This window comes from Campylobacter armoricus (assembly GCF_013372105.1).
In the GTDB taxonomy this organism is placed as follows: Bacteria; Campylobacterota; Campylobacteria; order Campylobacterales; family Campylobacteraceae; genus Campylobacter_D; species Campylobacter_D armoricus.
Map to the genome: position 1 here is coordinate 1,151,741 of NZ_CP053825.1, position 21,318 is coordinate 1,173,058.

The 21,318-nt window shown below is 29.6% G+C and carries 15 protein-coding genes; 6 read left to right on the plus strand and 9 right to left on the minus strand.

Features of this window, described 5'->3' with window-relative positions:
- Positions 1 to 44 precede the first annotated feature (44 nt).
- Positions 45 to 1,337: a UDP-N-acetylmuramate--L-alanine ligase gene (murC, locus tag CARM_RS05960; protein WP_139426953.1), complete on the minus strand. Its 1,293-nt coding sequence runs from the start codon at positions 1,335 to 1,337 to the stop codon at positions 45 to 47.
- A gap of 126 nt (positions 1,338 to 1,463) precedes the next feature.
- Between murC and CARM_RS05965 the strand changes: the two genes are divergently transcribed.
- From CARM_RS05965 to CARM_RS05980, 4 genes are all read left to right on the plus strand, one after another.
- The gene (locus CARM_RS05965) at positions 1,464 to 2,702 is read left to right on the plus strand and encodes a hypothetical protein (protein WP_139426951.1); all 1,239 of its coding nucleotides are present in this window, start codon (positions 1,464 to 1,466) and stop codon (positions 2,700 to 2,702) included.
- A 20-nt stretch (positions 2,703 to 2,722) separates the two neighbouring features.
- Positions 2,723 to 4,633, plus strand: a complete 1,911-nt coding sequence (locus tag CARM_RS05970; protein WP_139426950.1) for a hypothetical protein — start codon at positions 2,723 to 2,725, stop codon at positions 4,631 to 4,633.
- Between the two features lie 160 nt (positions 4,634 to 4,793).
- On the plus strand, positions 4,794 to 7,451 hold the full coding sequence (locus tag CARM_RS05975) for a hypothetical protein (RefSeq protein WP_176301009.1): 2,658 nt from the start codon (positions 4,794 to 4,796) through the stop codon (positions 7,449 to 7,451).
- A 131-nt stretch (positions 7,452 to 7,582) separates the two neighbouring features.
- A complete protein-coding gene (locus tag CARM_RS05980; RefSeq protein ID WP_425321093.1) occupies positions 7,583 to 7,972 on the plus strand; it encodes a hypothetical protein in 390 nt (129 codons plus the stop codon).
- Between the two features lie 26 nt (positions 7,973 to 7,998).
- Here the strand turns inward: CARM_RS05980 and CARM_RS05985 are convergent, their stop codons facing one another.
- The 5 genes from CARM_RS05985 to ileS all read right to left on the minus strand — a co-directional run bounded on the left by CARM_RS05985 (position 7,999) and on the right by ileS (position 14,638).
- On the minus strand, positions 7,999 to 8,781 hold the full coding sequence (locus tag CARM_RS05985; RefSeq protein WP_139426913.1) for a carbon-nitrogen hydrolase family protein: 783 nt from the start codon (positions 8,779 to 8,781) through the stop codon (positions 7,999 to 8,001).
- On the minus strand, positions 8,774 to 8,947 hold the full coding sequence (gene xseB / locus CARM_RS05990) for an exodeoxyribonuclease VII small subunit (RefSeq protein ID WP_139426911.1): 174 nt from the start codon (positions 8,945 to 8,947) through the stop codon (positions 8,774 to 8,776). The genes CARM_RS05985 and xseB overlap by 8 nt, the downstream gene beginning before the upstream one ends.
- Positions 8,947 to 10,398: an IMP dehydrogenase gene (gene guaB, locus CARM_RS05995; RefSeq protein WP_139426909.1), complete on the minus strand. Its 1,452-nt coding sequence runs from the start codon at positions 10,396 to 10,398 to the stop codon at positions 8,947 to 8,949. Before guaB ends, xseB begins: the two co-directional genes overlap by 1 nt.
- 10 nt (positions 10,399 to 10,408) lie before the next feature.
- Positions 10,409 to 11,773, minus strand: a complete 1,365-nt coding sequence (gene gatA, locus CARM_RS06000) for an Asp-tRNA(Asn)/Glu-tRNA(Gln) amidotransferase subunit GatA (protein ID WP_139426907.1) — start codon at positions 11,771 to 11,773, stop codon at positions 10,409 to 10,411.
- Between the two features lie 99 nt (positions 11,774 to 11,872).
- Positions 11,873 to 14,638 carry an isoleucine--tRNA ligase gene (ileS, locus tag CARM_RS06005; RefSeq protein ID WP_139426905.1) on the minus strand — a complete coding sequence of 922 codons (2,766 nt, stop codon included), beginning with the start codon at positions 14,636 to 14,638 and terminating at the stop codon, positions 11,873 to 11,875.
- A gap of 98 nt (positions 14,639 to 14,736) precedes the next feature.
- Here ileS and CARM_RS06010 point away from each other — a divergent pair, with 98 nt between their 5' ends.
- Positions 14,737 to 15,828 carry a CinA family protein gene (locus tag CARM_RS06010; RefSeq protein WP_176301010.1) on the plus strand — a complete coding sequence of 364 codons (1,092 nt, stop codon included), beginning with the start codon at positions 14,737 to 14,739 and terminating at the stop codon, positions 15,826 to 15,828.
- Between the two features lie 43 nt (positions 15,829 to 15,871).
- Here the strand turns inward: CARM_RS06010 and CARM_RS06015 are convergent, their stop codons facing one another.
- On the minus strand, positions 15,872 to 17,287 hold the full coding sequence (locus CARM_RS06015; protein ID WP_244948523.1) for a ShlB/FhaC/HecB family hemolysin secretion/activation protein: 1,416 nt from the start codon (positions 17,285 to 17,287) through the stop codon (positions 15,872 to 15,874).
- On the opposite strand from CARM_RS06015, the gene CARM_RS08445 reads away from it, so the two are divergent.
- Positions 17,199 to 17,408, plus strand: a complete 210-nt coding sequence (locus CARM_RS08445) for a hypothetical protein (RefSeq protein WP_244948519.1) — start codon at positions 17,199 to 17,201, stop codon at positions 17,406 to 17,408. The two genes, CARM_RS06015 and CARM_RS08445, sit on opposite strands and share 89 nt — an antisense overlap.
- A gap of 184 nt (positions 17,409 to 17,592) precedes the next feature.
- Here CARM_RS08445 and CARM_RS06020 read toward each other — a convergent pair whose 3' ends face one another.
- Together CARM_RS06020 and CARM_RS06025 are read right to left on the minus strand one after the other, a co-directional pair.
- The gene (locus CARM_RS06020; protein WP_176301011.1) at positions 17,593 to 17,814 is read right to left on the minus strand and encodes a hypothetical protein; all 222 of its coding nucleotides are present in this window, start codon (positions 17,812 to 17,814) and stop codon (positions 17,593 to 17,595) included.
- Between the two features lie 130 nt (positions 17,815 to 17,944).
- Complete coding sequence (locus CARM_RS06025) at positions 17,945 to 21,169, minus strand: two-partner secretion domain-containing protein (protein ID WP_176301012.1); 3,225 nt, start codon at positions 21,167 to 21,169, stop codon at positions 17,945 to 17,947.
- Positions 21,170 to 21,318: the final 149 nt, after the last annotated feature.

Sequence of the window (21,318 nt, forward strand, 5' to 3'; positions counted from 1 at the left end):
AAAAAAGCAAGATTGCAAAAAAAGCTAAGATATATAAAAAAATCTTAAACATATTTTCCCCTAAGCTTTGTGCTTATATCTCCTGCACCAAAACCAATCACTAAACCATTTTCAACTAATTCACCATCAAGATAAATAGCATTTTCTTCTCTTTTGATTTCTTTTATAAATTTAGCTTTTGGGAAATATTTTTGCATATTAATTTCTATTCTAGCTTCTCCTGCTGCATAAACTGGTAAAATATAAAGCCCATCAACGCTAGATAAAACTTCACTAAAATACTCTATATTTGCACTTAGACGCGTATAGCGATGAGGTTCAAATATAGCTATGATTTTTTTGTATCCAGCTAATTTCGCATACTCATTTGCTGCTTTTAGCGTAATTTTAATTTCTGTTGGATGATGTCCATAATCATCAATCAAAGCCATATTTTCATTAGCAAATAAAATATCAAATCTTTTTTTAATACCTTGATATTTTAAAAGTCGAGTTTTAATTTCATCTATACTCGCAAATTCACTTGCGGCTAAAATAGCCAAAGCAGCGTCCATTGCCATATGCTCTCCCATACCAAAAACACTAAATTCCCCTAAATCTTTTAGTGTAAAATATGTTTTTGGTTTGAAATTTTCTACTTTCATATAAACATTTGTGATATCTTTACTTGGATAAAGTTTTTTTACATTACTTAAATTTAAACTTGCCAAAAATTCATCTTCGCCATTAATAACCTGAATCTTAGATAGGTTTAAAAAATCCACATAAGCTTTGTGTAATTTTTCTAAATCATTACTATAATAATCTAAATGCTCTGCTTCAACATTTGTTACTATAGCTAAATATGGATTTGAATTTAAAAAAGAACTATCGCTTTCATCTGCCTCAAAAATAATATTTTCACTTTCTTTATAAAGCATATTAGTGCCACTTTCTTTTAAAACAGCACCTATGATTACAGAAGCTTCTATCAAACTTGCTAAAATACTTGAAGTTGTGCTTTTACCATGAGCCCCTGCAACCGCAAAAACTCTTTTGTCTTTTAAAATCATAGGCAAAGCTTCTTTTCTTGAAAGAGTTGCAATGTTTTGCTCTTTTGCACTGATTAATTCTTCATTATCTTCTTTTATGGCAGCTGAATATACTACTAAATCTACATTTTTAACATTATCTTTATGATGAGGAATTTTTATACTCATTCCCTCTTTTTCTAATTCTTTTGTAATTTTACTTTCTTTAATATCAGAACCACTTATCTTAAAACCTTGTTCTTTTAAAAATCTCGCCAAAGCTGAAATTCCAATACCACCTATACCTATAAAATGAATTTTTTGCATTAATAACCTCATAAATTAGATTAAAAAACTAATTTTACTTATTTTTTATAACAATAATTTTAAATTTAATAAAAAATGAATATATCTTTTATACAATTTCAAATACTAAAAATTACAGGGAAAATTATGAAAGGAATAATCTATAGTAATGGGGGAGGATATAAGTCTCTTTTCTTGGCTTTAACACTCATATCAAGCCTATATGCTCAATCAAAAGAAATAACTTTTCCTGAATTTCCAACTTTGCCAGATTGCAATAATAAAGAAAATTGTAAAACTTATGATGGAACAAATGATTTATCACAAATAACTATTGCAGAACCAACTGCTGGGACAGCAAGTTTTAATTTAAAACTTGATAATAGCTTTGGTTTTGATTCAACAAAAACACAAAGCAATAATACCATCATAATAAAAAGCGCCAAAAATTTAACCGGTGCTATAAGAGCTGCAGTAGGAAAAGAAGCTGAAGTTAGTAACAATAAAATCTATATAGACTTAAGCACAAGCAATGATAAAACCATTAGTTTTGAAAAAAAAGTTGATAATGTTAATAGTTATATGCTAATGGATTATGGCGGTATTGCTGCAGGAAGTGCTTATAAAAATAGTGCTTATAACAACCAAACCTTTATCAAAGGTGCTACCATAGAAAATGCAGGAATTTATGCAGGACATGTTACGCTAAATAAACTTTTTAAAACTCCGGTAAAAGGCGACGATAATACACTTTTTTTAGAACAAACTCATGTTAAAAATGCAAGTTTAGCAGCATTTTATCTTAGTTATGAAGACAATTTTGGGCTTAAAATTGATGCAAACAATAATAAAACTTATATAAAAAATTCAACCATAGAAAACGGAGGAATTTATACAAACAATCTCATCTTATCAAACTCAAATAACAAAACCATTCTAACAGCTAACAATAACATACTGTTTTTAGACAATGTTACCACGAAAGGAAATAGCACTAATGCAAGCAATATAGGTGTAGTGCGCTTTCATAACAGATCGCCAAAAAGTATAGCTAATAACAATGATTTAGTGATACAAAATTCAAAAATCCAAGCAAATGAAATATTTGTAGTTACCGCACCATCAAATACTTTTAACATACCAATAGATATAACAGCTAATCAAAATCATTTAAAAATTAGCAAAAGCAACATCAAAATTAATAACGATAAAAAAGGTATTAGAAATCAAATAGGTATTTTTGCAGTTTATAAAGCTACAAATACTGATGAAAATAGTATTTTACTTGAGGATTTAAACATTGATAATACAAATGAAAGCTCAAATTCTAATACTTTTTACATAAGCACTGCTTTAAGTGTTCAAAATGCAAAAAAAATACCCTAAATCTAAAAAATATCAATCTCTTGAATAATACAAGCAAAGGAAGTGATATAAATGTTGTTATATCATCTATCAGCGCAGACAACAACACTTTAAGTATAGAAAATTCCACACTTGGCGAAAAGACTAATTTCATAGTAGGTGCTAGATTGGTTCAAGCAAATGCAAAAGCAAATAACAATAATATTGTTTTAAAAGATAATATTATTAAAGATGCTATCGTATCTGGAACTTATGCAAGCGCAGATAATACAAGTGCAAATGGAAATTCTATAATCTTAGAAGGAGGTAATTTTAACAACACTAGTATATTTGGTGCTAATATGGGTACAAAAACTGATACTAAAGAAGGTAGTGCTATTAATAATACCATAACCATAAAAAATTCAACTGCCACTAAAGCAGGATCAACATTAACACAGCAAGAAAATAACAATATCTTTAATTTTAAAGATCTTTATGGTGGCTATGCTAAAGATATGAAACAAGCCTATCTTGGCAATACCTTAAATTTACATTCTTTAGTAAGTACTCAAAACTTTGGTGGCTTTCAAAACATCAACTTCATTATTAATGAAAAAGTATTAAGTGAGTTAAATAAAGGAAAAAGCTTTTTAACTATCACAGGCGCCAATCCAACCAAACTCCATTCTAATATAAACAATAACAATGGAGGTTTAAACGAACACAATAATAACATCACTATCTATACCAATTTAAAAGATGGCATAGAAAGTATTAAAGAAGACATAGTGTTAATCTCTAACAACAATGGTATTACTAATTCTAATGGAGATAGACTTACTAAAGAACATTTAGATTCTATGAAATCAAAAGGTGAATTAATCAATTTTAGAAGCTTTGTCACTATACAAAGATTAAATTCAAGTGAATTTGAACTTGCTATGAAAGATAAAGATCAAGATAATATAGATGAGGAATTAATCATTAGCATACCAGAAGAACCTGATATTCCTGATAAGCCTGATAATCCTGATACACTAAATCCACAAACTAAAGCTTTATTAGAAGCTAATTTAGCTTATATACCAACTCTTATACAAAGTGATGACTTGGTTAATCAAACAATGTTAGATAGTAATGCTAATATACAATTAGATCCAAACAACAGCTTTTATGCAGCTACTAAAGGAAGCTTTTTAAGATATAAAAGTGGTTCTCATATAGATATAGATACTTTATCTACTCTTATAGCTTATGGTAAGAATATAAATACTTATAATATATTTAATTCTATATTCCTTGAAACAGGATATACCAAATACAAAACCTTTAATGATACAGTTTTAGGTAACACTTTAGGTGATGGTAAGCATAAGTATTTGGGTATGGGTTATTTTATAAAAAAACAAGATCTTTTTACTCAAGGATTATACACTCATGCTTATGTAAAAGGTGGAATTATTAAAAACGATTATGAAGTTCAAACCACACTTAAAAACATAGATATTGATACTTCAAGTGCTTACTTTGGAACATCTTTAGGTTTGGGTTATGTAAAGAATTTAAAACAAAATATTTTAATGGATTTATATTCAAGATACTATTATGATTATATCCCTAGTAAAGATTTAAACTTAGATGCAAATACTCCTTTACACTATAATGCTATACACGCTCATAGAATCAATCTTGGAGCAAGAATTTCTTATTTAAACTATCAAAACTTTAATCCTTTCATAGGTATAGCTTATGAAAATATTTTAAATGCTAATGCAAGAGGTAGTATAAAAGATAAGATAGTGGATAAAGAATACAAAATTGATAATCCTAAACTACAAGGAAGCACTCTAATAACAGAACTAGGTTTTAAATACTTCTTTAAAGATTTAGAATTTAATAGTGCTTTAAAAGGTTACTTTGGACAAAGAGAAGGGGTTAGTGTGGAAGCAAATGCAGTTTGGAGGTTTTAAGGTTTAAATTTATAACATTTTTATAGTTTTAATAAAAGTATTTTATTATTTAAAAATAATTTATTATTTATTATTTTTTAAACTTTAAAACAATACAATAACGCATCTAAAAATTTTAAGGAACAAGTATGAAAAAAAATGAAGTATTTAGGGGGGGGGGATGTGCAAATTTTCAATCTCTTTAACCTCTTCTTTGATTTTAGCACAAGCTCTTTATGCAGATAGCATATTAATCCAAGATAACAATCATACAAAAAATTTAGGATTTGAAGAAAAAATTCAAGTTGAAAGAAAAGTTACAAATCCTTCTTTTCCAAATTTTCCTGAATTTCCAAGCACTTGTGAAAGCCCTAATTGTAAAAAGTATGCCGGAACCATTGAAAATGTAGGTATTGGAGGTCAAAGTTGGGGAATCAATGTTGCTAATTCTTTTGGTTTTAATCTTGATAAAAACAAAAATCAAACAGAGCAAAATTATCAAGTGTTTATAGATGCTAATTCAAATAATGATTTAAGTAAAATTAAAGGCGTGATTCGAGGAGCTTCCGTAACTAAAGGCATACATGATGTAAATAATGGCAGAGGGGGTACTGCCATAAATTTAAAAAATAATTCTGTTTATATAAAATTAAAAAGTGATTCTGTTTTAAATTTAGATGGACAAAGCACTGATGATACAGATAGTGGTGGAAAAGGAACCATCATGGGAGCATCTTTAGGAAGGGGTGTTGAAGTTTCATCAAATCAAGTGGTTATTGATGGTGGAAGTACTAAAGCAAATGGTGTGGATGGAGGATCAATTACTTCAGGAAGCATAGTAGGTGGATTTTTAACCGCTAAAAAAACTCCCACATCAACTGTTCGAGAGAATATGTTTATAAATGATAATAGTGTTTTCATAAAAGGTGCTAAAATTAACTTACAAAATGGTGGAAATTATTTTAGAGTTATTGCAGGAGGGCTTGTAAGATTTGCAGATGCTAAAACACAATCTATGGCAAAAAACAATAAAACTTTTATAGAAAATAGCGAAATTAAAGATTTTTACAATATTGCAGGATTTTTTACTGACACTTGGGCTCCATATGCTGATTTTGAATTATCTAATAATATAGTTTTTATAAAAAATTCAATATTGGAAAATGCAGAAAAAAAATCAGGAGGTGGAATTTATGGGGCAGGGGTTAGTGCTAGCACTAAAACAAGTACAGGCAATAGCGTTTTTTTAGAAAATTCTATTTTAAAACTCAAAACAAGTACGCAAAGTTTTAGTATAAGGGGAAATAGCGCAAGTTATAGTAAAGTTGAAAATAATGTTGTTTCGATTAAAGATTCACAAATTCAAACCTTGGATGAGGCTAATGAAAATAGCAAAAGCGTTGCTATTTATGCTGCTGTGGCTCAAGAAGCAAATGCTAATAAAGTCTATATCAAAAACTCAACTTTAGGTAAAAAAATGTCTTATATTACTGCTGCATTCGTTCATGGAAATGATGGGTATAATTTTGCAGGAATTCCACCGGTAAATGAAAGTAATTTTCATATAAGAAAAGCAAGCAACAATTCTGTAATCATAGAAGATTCTACTTTAGATAGCGGAATTTTAGCTGGAGCTTTTGTTCAAAAAAATGATTACACAGATACTTCAAAGCCAAAAGTTCAAAGAAGTGCCAACTCAAACTCTCTAAGCATAAGCAATTCTATATTTAATGGCACAACTATGGTTGGAGGATTATTGGGAAGTATTTCAAGCAACCATGATAGAGGTCAAGAAGGTCAAGCAATAAACAATAAAGTTACCATAGGTGAAAATGTTTATAGTGGCACAAAAGACAATCAAAGTGTATTAAATTTAACCAATCTTTATGGTGGCTATGCTAAAGATATGAAACAAGCCTATCTTGGCAATACCTTAAATTTACATTCTTTAGTAAGTACTCAAAACTTTGGTGGCTTTCAAAACATCAACTTCATTATTAATGAAAAAGTATTAAGTGAGTTAAATAAAGGAAAAAGCTTTTTAACTATCACAGGCGCCAATCCAACCAAACTCCATTCTAATATAAACAATAACAATGGAGGTTTAAACGAACACAATAATAACATCACTATCTATACCAATTTAAAAGATGGCATAGAAAGTATTAAAGAAGACATAGTGTTAATCTCTAACAACAATGGTATTACTAATTCTAATGGAGATAGACTTACTAAAGAACATTTAGATTCTATGAAATCAAAAGGTGAATTAATCAATTTTAGAAGCTTTGTCACTATACAAAGATTAAATTCAAGTGAATTTGAACTTGCTATGAAAGATAAAGATCAAGATAATATAGATGAGGAATTAATCATTAGCATACCAGAAGAACCTGATATTCCTGATAAGCCTGATAATCCTGATACACTAAATCCACAAACTAAAGCTTTATTAGAAGCTAATTTAGCTTATATACCAACTCTTATACAAAGTGATGACTTGGTTAATCAAACAATGTTAGATAGTAATGCTAATATACAATTAGATCCAAACAACAGCTTTTATGCAGCTACTAAAGGAAGCTTTTTAAGATATAAAAGTGGTTCTCATATAGATATAGATACTTTATCTACTCTTATAGCTTATGGTAAGAATATAAATACTTATAATATATTTAATTCTATATTCCTTGAAACAGGATATACCAAATACAAAACCTTTAATGATACAGTTTTAGGTAACACTTTAGGTGATGGTAAGCATAAGTATTTGGGTATGGGTTATTTTATAAAAAACAAGATCTTTTTACTCAAGGATTATACACTCATGCTTATGTAAAAGGTGGAATTATTAAAAACGATTATGAAGTTCAAACCACACTTAAAAACATAGATATTGATACTTCAAGTGCTTACTTTGGAACATCTTTAGGTTTGGGTTATGTAAAGAATTTAAAACAAAATATTTTAATGGATTTATATTCAAGATACTATTATGATTATATCCCTAGTAAAGATTTAAACTTAGATGCAAATACTCCTTTACACTATAATGCTATACACGCTCATAGAATCAATCTTGGAGCAAGAATTTCTTATTTAAACTATCAAAACTTTAATCCTTTCATAGGTATAGCTTATGAAAATATTTTAAATGCTAATGCAAGAGGTAGTATAAAAGATAAGATAGTGGATAAAGAATACAAAATTGATAATCCTAAACTACAAGGAAGCACTCTAATAACAGAACTAGGTTTTAAATACTTCTTTAAAGATTTAGAATTTAATAGTGCTTTAAAAGGTTACTTTGGACAAAGAGAAGGGGTTAGTGTGGAAGCAAATGCAGTTTGGAGGTTTTAAAAGCGTAAATAATTTACGCTTTTAAATTAATAATTTTTAATAATCTTATCAAAAGCCCATAAATTTCTAGCTTCATTTACTTTACTAACTTCTACTACAAGCATTTCTTCTTGATCGCCAAGTTGTTCTTGTACTTCTCCAAAAGCATTGATAAAAAAGCTATCTCCATAAAATTTCCACTCATTTTCTTGCTTTAAATTGCCTATGCGATTAACCCTTAAAATGCTTGTTGAGTTTAAAAAAGCTCTAGTTTTTAAAAGCTCTAGCCATCTTTGATTACTCTCAAAAGTACTAGCTGTAGGGATAATAACTAAATCTATCTTTTTTTTCATAATCATTTGCCAAAAGATATCAAAATGAGCTTCAAAACCAAAAAGCAAAGCACATTTTAGCCCTTCATGAGTAAAAGCAAAAAGTTTAAGTTTATCAGTTTTTTTATTGTTAAAAAATTTTTCTTCGTTCCAGTGTGCATAAGGCATTAAAATTTGCTGTTCATATACTTTTACATTTTGCGGACCTACTTTTAAGCATAATTTTTTCAAACCATCGTTTTCCACGCTAATAAATGGAGCTATGATGTTTAAATCATATTTTTTAGCAAGTTTTATCAAACTTGCTTTTTTACTTTGGCTTTGTTCTTTAATCATACTTTTTGGCATGCTCTTAAGCTCACTAAAAAAGCTATTTAAAACATACTCACCTAAAACTACTAAATTTGCACCACTTTCTTTAGCTGCCTTTAAATAATAATCAAGTCTTGATTCACTCAAAGCCAAAGTTGGAAATTGTAAAGCGACAATACTACTCATCTACTTGCTCGATTTCTAATTTTGCTTTTTCAAGTATAGTTCTTGCTTGTTTTATGTTTTTTAAACCTTCTTTGTAAATTTCTACGCAGGTTTTAAGATCTAAATCTTTATTATTAAGTTTTTCCAAAGAAAGCTCAGCTTGTTTGATATGATCTTCAAATTCCATTAATTACTTACCTTATAATTTGGTGCTTCAGCTGTGATGGTTACATCATGCACATGGCTTTCTTTTAAACCTGCTGCAGTAATTTCTACAAATTCAGCTCTTTCTTGGAAAGCTTTAATATCTACTGCACCCACATAACCCATAGAAGATCTAAGCCCACCTAAAAGTTGATGCACTACACTTTTTATACTTCCCACATAAGGCACCCTACCTTCAATGCCTTCTGGCACTAGTTTATCTTGAGCTGTTCCTTCTTGGAAATATCTATCTGAACTTCCTTTTTGCATAGCTCCTAAACTTCCCATACCGCGGTAACTCTTATATTGTCTTCCTTGATAAGTAAATAACTCTCCTGGACTCTCATCAGTCCCTGCCAAAAGTGAGCCTATCATCACGCTACTTGCACCTGCTGCAATAGCTTTTGCAATATCACCTGAGTATTTTATACCCCCATCGGCAATTACTGGCACACCATACTTACCTGCTTCTATCGCACATTCATCTATAGCTGAAATTTGAGGCACACCTACACCTGAAACTATACGCGTAGTACAAATACTACCAGGTCCTATACCTATTTTAACCGCATCAGCACCTGCCTCACAAAGATCTTTAACCGCTTTAGCACTAGCAACATTTCCTACTATCACATCTACATTAAACTCAGCCTTAATTGCTTTTAATGTATCAATAATCCCTTTAGAATGCCCATGGGCACTATCCATCACTATCACATCTACACCAGCTTCCACTAAAGCTCTTACACGATCAAGCTGACCTACACCAACAGCCGCAGCTACTCTTAATCTTCCATAAGCATCTTTATTAGAATTTGGATATTCTTTGCGTTTTTTTAAATCTTTTATAGTAATTAAACCTTCCAAATGATTATTTTCATCTACTATTGGAAGTTTTTCTACTTTATTGGTAGAAAAAATTCTTTCAGCATCATCTAAGGTAGAACCTTTTTTAGCTGTGATTAAAGGCATTTTTGTCATAACATTTTCTACCAAATTATCAAAATTGGTTTCAAATCTCAAATCACGATTAGTTAAAATTCCTATTAAAATTTTATTCTCATCTACTACAGGAACACCTGAAATTCTATATTCAGCCATTAATTCTAGCGCTTCTTTAACACTTGCTTTAGCTCCTATATAAATAGGATCCATAATCACGCCACTTTCACTTTTTTTAACTCTTTTTATCTCTCTAACTTGCGAAGCTATATCCATATTTTTATGAATTACTCCTATACCACCAAGTCTTGCCATCATAATAGCAGTTCTATGTTCAGTAACTGTATCCATAGCAGCTGAAATTAAAGGCATATTTAAAGTGATATTTTTTGTAAGCTTTGTTTTAATATCCACTTCTTTAGGTAAAACTTCAGAGTATTGAGGAACCAATAAAACATCTTCAAAAGTTAAAGCGCGTTTGATGATTTTCATAATTTTTCCTTTATTTGTTTTTGATAATTTCTTCCAAGCTTAAAGCACCATCTAGCAAAGTTTGCTCATCATAGGCTTTACAAATTAATTGAGCTGAAATATTAAGCCCATTTTCATTTTTTCCTACTGGCACACTAATACCACCAAGCCCTGCTAAATTAACCGAAATAGTAAATACATCTTCTAAATACATTTGCACCGGAGTTTTAACATCATTAAAACCAAAAGCCACACTTGGAGCAACTGGCATAAAAATCAAATCACAATCATTTAAAATTTCTTCATATTTTTGCTTGATAAATCTTCTAGCCTTTTGTGCTTTAATATAATAAGCATCATAGTATCCACTGCTTAAAACAAAGGTTCCTAGTAAAATTCTTCTTTTTACTTCTTCTCCAAAGCCCTCACTTCTACTATTTACATACATTTGGTTTAGATTATCGCATTTTTCACTTCTTCTGCCATATCTTACACCATCATAACGGCTTAAATTTGCACTTGCTTCAGCTGCTGCGATGATATAATAAGCTGCAACATCAAATGTAGAATCCATCAAATCCTTATAAACAATTTCATGACCATTTGCTTTTAGCATATCTATGGTTTTTAACAAGGCTTGTTTTACATCTTCATTAGTTTGCTCAACATAATTTTTAATTACAGCTATTTTTAGCTTTTTACTTGCATTAAGTTTTGGCGTAGTTGGCTCAAAAACTATATTTGCACTTGTGCTATCTTTTTCATCATATCCTGCAATAACATCATATAAAATCGCAGCGTCTGTAACATTTTGAGTAATTACTCCAATTTGGTCAAGACTTGAAGAATAAGCAGCTAATCCGTATCTACTAACTCTTCCATAACTTGGCTTAAACCCTATACATCCACAAAAAGCAGCAGGCTGTCTTACCGAACCACCCGTATCTGAACCCAAACTTGCCAAAGCTATTCCAGCGGCCACTGCAGCTGCACTACCACCACTACTTCCACCTGGAACTTTAGCATTATCAAGCGGATTTAAAGTCTTACCATAAAAAGAAGTAGCACTTGTGCTTCCCATAGCAAATTCATCCATATTACATCTTCCAAACGGAGCAAAATTATTTTTGCGTAAATTTACAATAACACTTGCATCATAAGGTGCTACATAACCTTGTAAAATTTTAGAACCACAAGTTAATTCCCAATCTTTTACACTAATATTATCTTTTATAGCAATAGGCACACCTACACCTGAAGTATTTAAGTCTTTCCCTAAAAACTGCTCTACATAAGCACCTAAATGTTTTTGTTTATGTGCTTTTTCATTTAATTCTTTTTTTAAATTTTCTAATTCTTCATTTGAAAATTTTAAAGCTTCTTTTAAAGTTACCATTATTTATCCTTAAATTTTTTAACCAAATAAAATAAAAAAAGCGTGATAAATAAAAAACAAATTAGAGTAATCACAACCACGCTAAAAGGTAAAGCTTGCTCAAACATTTTTTGCTTTTTCTACTCCATTACATCTTGGGCATAAACACTCTTCTTCTTTTGCTAAAAATTTCCAACATCTTGGACATTTATGTAGCGAAGAACGCACGATTTTAAAGCTTAAATTATCTATTTTAAATTCACTTAAAGCTTCTTTATCATCTAAGCTTTCTACTGAGCTTACCATAAACCAATCTGCTATTTCTTCTATATCTTCACTTAAAAGCTCATTTGCACTAGTTTGCAAAGATAATTCTAAAGTCGATTTGATGAGTTTATCTTTTTTTAGTGTATCGATGATTTCAAAGAATTTTTCTCTTGATTTTATAAATAACTCATCTTCTACCTTAAATTCATAATCAAATCCATTTTTTAATACCAAATCAAATACATCTTTAGCATTTTCTTTAATAGCTGCATTTGCATGCTCTAAAGCTTCATCTATAGTATAAGTTAAACTTGGAGCTAAAAGTGTGAAAAGTTTTCTAGCTATTAGCACCATAGCACTTTGCGCACTTATTCTTTTTGTATCATCTTTAGCATTACAATACAATCTATCTTTACAAATATCTAAATAAATCCCACTTAAATCAGCACTTAAGAAATTTAAAAGCACACTAAAGCCTTTTGCAAATTCATATCTTTCAAAAGCATTTTCACAAGTTTCAAAAGCTATTTTAGCACGCATTAAAATCCACTTATCTAAAAGTGTGAAATTTTTTGTTTCTAAAAATTCTATATCATTAGTATTTGCAAGCAAAAATCTTATAGTATTTCTTATTTTTCTATACTGCTCGCTTACTTGCTTTAAGATATTATCTGAAATTTTTAAATCACTTGAATAATCACTAAGCATAATCCAAAGTCTTAAAATCTCTACTCCATAATTTTTAGCTACATTTTGAGGCAAAATCACATTACCTTTAGATTTGCTCATTTTTTGACCCTTCTCATCTACGGTAAAACCATGGGTAAGGATATTTTTATATGGAGCTTTATGATTAATTGCGGTTGAGATTAAAAGCGAGCTTTGAAACCATCCGCGGTGTTGATCGCTTCCTTCAAGATACATCGAAGCTTGATATTCTCCTGCGTCGTATCTGTTTGAATTTAGCACTGCTTCCCAAGTACTGCCACTATCAAACCAAACATCTAAAATATCATAAACTTTTTCTAAGTTATTTGGGTCATATTTGCTATTTGGCGGTAATAAATCTTTAATTTCTAAATCCCACCAAATATCAGCACCATTTTCTTCAAAAAGACTTATCAAGTGATCTAAAATTTCATCATCAAAAACTACCTCTTTAGTAGTTTTATCTCTAAAAAAAGCTATAGGCACACCCCAATCTCTTTGTCTTGATATACACCAATCAGGGCGATTTTCTATCATGGAGCTAAGTCTTTTTACTCCGCTTTCTGGGTAAAATTTCACATTATTTAACTGCTCTAGTGCTAATTCTCTTAAAGATTTTCCATCTAGCTTTTTCTCATCCATTAAAATAAACCATTGCTTTGTTGCTCTATAAATAACAGGTTTATGTGTTCTCCAACAAAATGGATAAGAATGTGTAAATTTAGAACTTTCAAGTAAAGCTTCACCGAGCAATTCTAAAATACGCTCATTTGCTTTAAAAATATGAAGTCCTATAAACTCGCTTAATAAATGTTCTGGTAAAAGTCCTTTAACTCTTAGCGTTTCATCATAACATCCACCATCATCTACTGGCATAATCACTTCAATACCATATTTTAAACATACATAATAATCATCCTCACCATGTCCTGGTGCAGTATGAACAAGTCCTGTTCCACCTTCCATTAAAACATGATCGCCTAAGATTAAAGTGGATTTTCTTTGATTAAGTGGATTGATAGCATTTAAATTTTCAAATTCAGCACCTAAAAGTTCTTTTTGAATTCCGCCCTTAGTAAAACCTTTATTTATCATAGCTTCAAGTAATGCTTTAGCAAAAATAAAACCTTCTTCAGTAATAACATATTTTTCATTTGGATTTAAAGATATAGCTTGATTTGCTGGTAAAGTCCAAGGCGTAGTAGTCCAAATGACTGCTTTTGCTTTTTCAACGCTTAATTTTTCACAAGAGTTTTTATCAAGTTCAAATGCTACAAAAATAGAGTAATCTTCTTTGTCCTCATACTCCACTTCAGCTTCTGCTAACGCGCTCTTAGCAGCCCAACTCCAAAAAACAGGCTTACTTCTTTCTAGCAAAAGTCCTTTTTTAGCTATCTTGCATAAAGCTTTGTAAATGTCAGCTTCAAAAGCATTTTTCATAGTTAAATATGGCTCATCCCAATCAGCTATTACACCTAAAGATTTAAACTCATCTCTTTGAATATTTACAAACTCTCGTGCATGTTCTCTGCAAAATTCACGAATTTCTTTTTTACTAAGACTTTGTTTTTTTTCTTTAAGCTTTACTTCAACTTGCTGTTCTATAGGCAAACCATGACAATCCCAACCCGGAGTAAAACGCACTTTTTTGCCTTGAAAATAATGCATTTTTATAATGATATCTTTTAAAATTTTATTTAAAGCATGACCAATATGCAAATGCCCATTAGCATAAGGAGGTCCATCATGCAGGGTAAAACTCTCATTTACTCCTTGTCTTTTTTGTTTCATTTTCTCATAAGCATAATTATTTTCAAACCACTTGTTAAAACGCTTAGGCTCAAGCTCTGCTAAATTTGCACGCATTGCAAAAGTAGTATTTGGAAGCAATAGCGTATCTTTATAATCCATACTATCCACCTTAAAAATTTAAAAATAGTTAATTCTACTTAAAATACTTTTAATTTGCACTTATTTTTTTGCTATAATCGCACTAAAAAAGGAAAATCATGAAACACTTAATTATTGTCATAGGAAATGAGCTTATTATAAATGAAAATTATATGCGTTATATTCAAGAAGAGTATAAAAAACAATTCTTAGAACTTCATGAGTTAAAATTTATTTCTAAACCTGATAAAGATCTTCCTTTTTTACTTGAAAAACTCTCTCAAAAATATAAATATATAACAATTTTTAGCATAAATGAATACTATGCTACTATAGCAAAAATCATAGCAACATTAAATGATGATGTTTTGATTTTAGAAAATGACACCTTAGTGCCTTCAAAAGCAACTCGTGTAAAAAATAGTTTTATAAGCAGTTTTAAACAATGCTATATTAATCTACTAAACACAAACATAGAAACAAAATTACCTCAAATTTTACAAGAACCGCAATTAAACTATGCATACTTTTGTCTTTTGGATATAGATGAGATGAGTGCAAATATTTTACTAGGAACACTAACTACTTCGTTTGATATACAGATAAAATCAAGTGCATTATTAGAAAATTTAATTTGTATAAGAGCTAGTGCTAGTCAATATGGCAAATTAGAAGGTTTTTTAAAAGGGGTTTTTAAACTTTTCACCGGTAAAGTTTTTTTAGGCAACGACCCTATAAAATTTATAGCAAAAAAACTTTTGGAAAAGAATTTAAAAATTTCCTTTGCAGAAAGCTGTACTGCCGGACTTTGTGCTTCAAAACTAGCTGAAAATTCTGGAATTTCTAGTATTTTTGAAGGCTCTTTGATAACTTATTCTAATCGCTTAAAAAACTCTTGGCTTGGAGTGAGTAATGATACCTTAGAAAGTGTAAGCGAATATTCTGATCGTTGTATTTATTTTATGCTAAAAGGAACATTTAAAACCACAAATTGTGATTTTGCTTTAGCAATTAGTGGTGTAGCAGGAGAAGATGATGATAAAAACACAAAAGCAGGCACCATCTATATAGGAGCTATGTATAAAGATGGAACCTTTTTACAAGAATGTATTCATATACAAGGTAATAGAAACTACACAAGAGAGCAAGCTAGTTTAGCTGCTTATAGCTTAATGCTTAAGTTAAAACCTGAGATTTTCCTTGGTATTTAATTTATCTAAAAAATATATTTTAAGTGATGATTAAAACAAAGGGTTAAAAATACACCCCACCACTTAAATATAATTTCATTCTATGTTCATCATCGTGTTTGTATTTATGTAATGCTCTTGCTCCATCAAGTTTTATATAATACTCATTAGCTTTATTATAAAGTATTTGCAAACCTAGCGCATCTAAGAAATGTTCATCATCTCTTCTATTACCTGAATCTTTTTCATACCAAGCATAACCTACATCATAAAAAGGAGTAAAGTAAAAATTCGTATTTGGTATATTTATTCTTACACCAAAGTTAGCTATGATAGTATTATCTCCATCACCATCTCCATTATCATAAGCTCTTACTCCATAAGCTCCACCTAAAGATGAACTCTCAGAAGAATCAAGTTCAAAATTTCCTAATACCTTTTGATAGTTTATATTAATCGTATGGGTAATGTATTCATTAAAACTATAATAATTATTCACACTAGCATTAAGTTTTCTAAACCAACCAAAGCCTTTAGAATCACTTTTAGAAGTATCTCCAAATATAGTAGTTCCATCATCATTAACCTTACCTACACTTATCTTAGCACTATAGCTTAAGGTATTGTTTTCAAATCCTCTAAATAAACCTTCTAAACCTACACTTCCTACATTAGAGCTTTTATCAAAGGTTAAAAGATCTAAGGTTACATCACTAAGTATTTTATGATAAATACTAGAAGTAAAATATAAAGATGAATTTGTATTTATCCATACAGGATAAGAAAAGTCTATACCAAAATTCCTAGAAGTACCACTAAAACCTAAACCTTCATATTCTCCACCTAAAGAATATGAACCTTGAGATATGCTTGGAGTAACTTTTAAATTTCCTATAAAGAAAGTATAACTTGCTCCATAATTGATTTGTCTTTCATCACTAGTTTGTAAGTAAAAATTATAATAATCTCCCATATTAAGTATAGAATTAAATCCCATACTAATACCAGCTCTATATTCTCCTGCACTCTTAATACCATAATTATCAGCATATAATAATACATTAGCCTTGCTATCAGGTTCTACTTCTATAACTATATCAGTTTCTCCTACATTCTCTCCTGCTTGTAAGCCTGCTAGGGTTTGAACTCCATACATTTCATTGACTTTATATACACTATCTTCTATTAATTTAGTAGAAATGATTTTGCCTTTGATTCTTTGATTTAGCTTACTTTCTAAAAAATGATCTTTGATAGTAGTTTTATTTTTAATAATATATTTGCCTAATACTCCTAAAGAAATATTTATTTGAATACTTTCTTCATCAAATTCTTGTTGAGGAACATAAGCTGTTGCTGCAGGATAACCATTTACTTGGAAATAATAAGCAATGATATTAGATATATCTTGTAAATCTTGTAGGCTAAATTTTCTAGCACTAAATTCACTTACTAAGTTTTGTAAATCTTCTTCTTTAATACCTAGCTTTTCAAAGCTAGTATCTTTATTAGTAAGAACAAACTTATATTTGGTTATAGCTATTTTATTAGTAGTAGTATTGGTATTAGTTTGGCTAGTTGGGTTGTTGTTAGAATTATGATTGGTATTAAAGCTATTATTAGTTGAGTTAGAATTATTATTTGTTTTATCTTTTATACTAGAGTTGGTGTTAGTTTTATTATTGTTTGTTTTAGTGCTTTGGTTAGTTGAGTTTTTATTAGTAGTATTAGTGCTTTGGTTATTAGTTTCTTCATTAGCTTCATCTTCTTGTTTTAGCTTTTCTTTTAATTCTTCTTTTTTTCTTCAAAGTCTTTTTTAGCTTCTTGCCCTTTTATATAGTCTTGTTTGGTTTTTAGATTTTCTTTGATGGCTTTATTTTGAGGGAGGTTTCTATCAGGGGATAATTCTATAACTTTTTCTATATCATTTTTAGCTATGCTAATACTTCCTTCATTAGCATAGATTAAAGAGCTAATTGCTATGGTGCTAAGTAAAAGTTTTTTCATGGTTTTCCTTAATTTTATATTCTTTAAATTAAAATTATTGTTTTTATTATTAGTTGATAAACACAATTATGCTTATATTTATTATAAACACTAGGATAAATCCTAGTGTTTGTTTTATATGTTTATTAGACTACATTCCCCCTACCACACAAGGATTCATAGTTTTATAATTATCACTTACTATGCAAGTTCTTGATCTTTGTTTCATAGAAGCTTCTTCTACTTCTTGCTTTTCATCTTCTTCATATTCAAAAGTAGGTGTTTGTTTTTGAGCATTAGCTACTTGGCGTGATACTTTTTTATAATCTTCATTTTCATTACCATCAACTACTATTTCATCTAAATTAGGTATAAGTAAAGCTACATTATCAAATTTACCTATTATTTTAAAGTGATTATTTGAATCAGTGCTAGTTTTATTTTGATAAGTTTGTAATAATTCTTGATTATTATTTATACTAGCAAAAAGCTCTTTACTAAGATTATCTAATCTATCTACTTCAGCTTTTAAAGCATTTAAAGTTGCATCATTTTTTATACTAGGATTTTCATTGACTTTTTTAACATAGTCATTGTATTTTGCTATGGCTATTTTTAATTGCTCTTGAGCTGTTTTTAAATCTGTTATGTTTTGATTATAATTAACAACTAAATTTTTTAAATCATCACTTAAAAAATCAAATAAATCATTTTTGTTTTTGATTGTTTTTTTAGTATTAGCTATTAAAGTGTTTTTAACACTTAAACCATTTGCTTCAAATTTATCATTACTTGCAGTGCTTAAGCCATTGTTTTCATAAGCTAAAAGAAAGTCTAAACTTTGAACTACTTCTAAAGCTTTTGTTGTATCTCCTTTTAGAAAGTATTTAGCTATAAAGTTAGTTTTTTGTTCCTCATTCATATTAGTATAGTTAGTTTTATCTTTAAGCATATTAAGTAAATTAGCTATATTTAATTCATAATGATTATTAGTAATATCATTTATGATTTCATTGACTATATCTTGGTGTAAATCATTTTCATCTAATTTTACATTAGTATCTGTAAGATCAGGTGGGTTAGATGGATTAGATGGTGGGGTTGGTGGGGTTGGTTTGCTTATAGTATTTGCTTTAGATAAAAAGTCTTGATAGACACTTTCTTGGTTTGAGTTGTTATAAGTGTGAATTTGGATTTTATCATTGCTATTACCCCAGTAGTTTTTATCAGCTGTTGCATTAGTTAATTCTCCATCTTTATGGTAGATATGGACATTGTTAAAGGTAAGCTTACCATATTTATAACCAACAAATTTACCAGCATAATTTTGATTACCACCACTTGCACTTATACTCATATTTGGATTAAAAAATATATAAATGTTTTTAGAAGCAAGGCTGCTATTAATATAACCAACAAAACCACCAGCGTAGCTACCATATCTACTACCACTACTACTACTAATATCCCCTATATTATTTAAAGAAATACTGGTAAAAACTCCACTAGCATCGCCAGCAAAACCACCGGCAGAGCTACGATCATAACTCTTACTACTAATACTACCAATATTATTTAAAGAGATATTGGTATAAGCTCCACTAGCACCACCAGCAAAACCACCGGCATAACTATTACCATTGCTATGGCTACTACTAATATCCCCTATATTATTTAAAGAAATATTAGAAAAAGTTCCATAAACCCAACCAGCAAAACCACCGGCATAACTATTACCATTGCTATGGCTACTACTAATATTTCCTATATTATTTAAAGAAATATTAGAAAAAGTTCCATTACCATTAATACTACCAGCAAAACCACCGATATAACTATAATTACGACCACTACTACTAATATTTCCTATATTGTTTAAAAAAATATTAGTAAAATTTGTGCGTTCAGTACGACCAGAAAAACCACCAGTATGACTATAAAAACCACTACTACTAATATCCCCTATATTATTTAAAGAAATATTGGTAAAAGTTCCTCTAGCTTCACCAGCAAAACCACCGGCATAGTTATCACTATCATTACCACTACTACTAACATTCCCTATATTATTTAAAGAAATATTGGTAAAAGTTCCTCTAGCTTCACCAGCAAAACCACCGGCAAAGCCATTGGCCTTTATACCACCACCCATATAATCTACATTGATATTTTTAATAGTTGCATTTTCAATTTTACCAAATATACCAACATATTTAGGTTTATCACTTAAAGAAGTTGTGTCTATATTGATATTTTTTAAAGTATAACCTTGTCCATCAAAGGTTTTGGTAAAAGCATTAGAGAAGCCAACTATCATAGAAGTACAACCTAAACCATCTATACAATAATTAGCATAGTTTTGCCAGTCTTTACCTGCTTCTCCTTGTCCTTTGTTACCTTTAAAATCTATATCATTTGTAAGTCTATATTCACTAGCTGTATCTCTAAATCCTGCTTTGTTTTCATTCCACCCTTTAGCAAAATGCCACCAATCTATATCAGAACCTATGCTAATATATTGATTATATGTTTTATCCATATTACCTTTAGTAGTAAATACAATATCATTATATTTTTTTGTAGGATTACAATAATAACCTGTAGCACTTAAATAAGCAATTCCTTTATTTTTCGCATCAGTGGTTAGATTTTTAGAATTTATAGTAGAAATATCTACATAAATTTCATTACCTTTTAAATCTATGCTACCTGCTGTGATTTGATTTAATTTTATCTCATTGTTTTCTTTATCCCAATTAGTATCAGCATCTAAAAGTATTTTATTTCCTTGAAATAAAAGACTATCTGCATTAATATTACCCATATTGACTACATTGCCAGCTTTAGATGGTTTAAATACTGGTGAAAAGCTTAAGCCATCATTAAAATTACTCATATTAGCAAATCTTTGCATAGCTGCATTATCCATTGATGAAGTAGAAGCTACAAAGCGATTAGCATTGATAGTTCCATTTTTAGTAATGATTACTCCATTAGGATTGATTAAAAATACATTATTACCATTTGCATTTAATAATCCATCTATAGTAGATTTACTTGTTCCATGAGCAATGTTTAGGTAGTTTTTATTGTTTCCATTAAAATTCACGCTCTCACCTTTACCTATACTAAAGCCACCACCCCATTGAATGACAGAGTTTGTTCCATTACCATTAATATGCATATTATTACCATTTGTAATAATATTACCACTTGTGTTGTGAGTAAATTTACCTCCACTAGGTAGAGCAAATGTAGATGAAAAAAGTAAAGAAGCGACTATATTTGAAAGTAGAATTTGTTTTGATAATTTTTTACAAGAAGAGATTAAATTAAAATTATTCAATTCCCCCCCCCGTGAAGAAAATATTAACATAAAAAAATCCTTTATTAAATTTGTGAATGTTTTTGTTTTTATTGCTTTTATAAATAAATTAATAATACAACTGCTAATAATTTTATAAATAAATATATTTAAAATATTAATATTATGTTTATAAATTTAAGCTTAATAAATTAAAAGTA

Excerpts from the sequence above, each read along its gene's own strand:
- murC (WP_139426953.1), bottom strand. The coding sequence starts at position 1,337 with ATGCAAAAAATTCATTTTATAGGTATAGGTGGTATTGGAATTTCAGCT.
- CARM_RS05965 (WP_139426951.1), top strand. The coding sequence starts at position 1,464 with ATGAAAGGAATAATCTATAGTAATGGGGGAGGATATAAGTCTCTTTTC.
- CARM_RS05975 (WP_176301009.1), top strand. The coding sequence starts at position 4,794 with ATGTGCAAATTTTCAATCTCTTTAACCTCTTCTTTGATTTTAGCACAA.
- CARM_RS05980 (WP_425321093.1), top strand. The coding sequence starts at position 7,583 with ATGGATTTATATTCAAGATACTATTATGATTATATCCCTAGTAAAGAT.
- CARM_RS05985 (WP_139426913.1), bottom strand. The coding sequence starts at position 8,781 with ATGAGTAGTATTGTCGCTTTACAATTTCCAACTTTGGCTTTGAGTGAA.
- xseB (WP_139426911.1), bottom strand. The coding sequence starts at position 8,947 with ATGGAATTTGAAGATCATATCAAACAAGCTGAGCTTTCTTTGGAAAAA.
- guaB (WP_139426909.1), bottom strand. The coding sequence starts at position 10,398 with ATGAAAATCATCAAACGCGCTTTAACTTTTGAAGATGTTTTATTGGTT.
- gatA (WP_139426907.1), bottom strand. The coding sequence starts at position 11,773 with ATGGTAACTTTAAAAGAAGCTTTAAAATTTTCAAATGAAGAATTAGAA.
- ileS (WP_139426905.1), bottom strand. The coding sequence starts at position 14,638 with ATGGATTATAAAGATACGCTATTGCTTCCAAATACTACTTTTGCAATG.
- CARM_RS06010 (WP_176301010.1), top strand. The coding sequence starts at position 14,737 with ATGAAACACTTAATTATTGTCATAGGAAATGAGCTTATTATAAATGAA.
- CARM_RS08445 (WP_244948519.1), top strand. The coding sequence starts at position 17,199 with ATGATATTAGATATATCTTGTAAATCTTGTAGGCTAAATTTTCTAGCA.
- CARM_RS06020 (WP_176301011.1), bottom strand. The coding sequence starts at position 17,814 with ATGAAAAAACTTTTACTTAGCACCATAGCAATTAGCTCTTTAATCTAT.
- CARM_RS06025 (WP_176301012.1), bottom strand. The coding sequence starts at position 21,169 with ATGTTAATATTTTCTTCACGGGGGGGGGAATTGAATAATTTTAATTTA.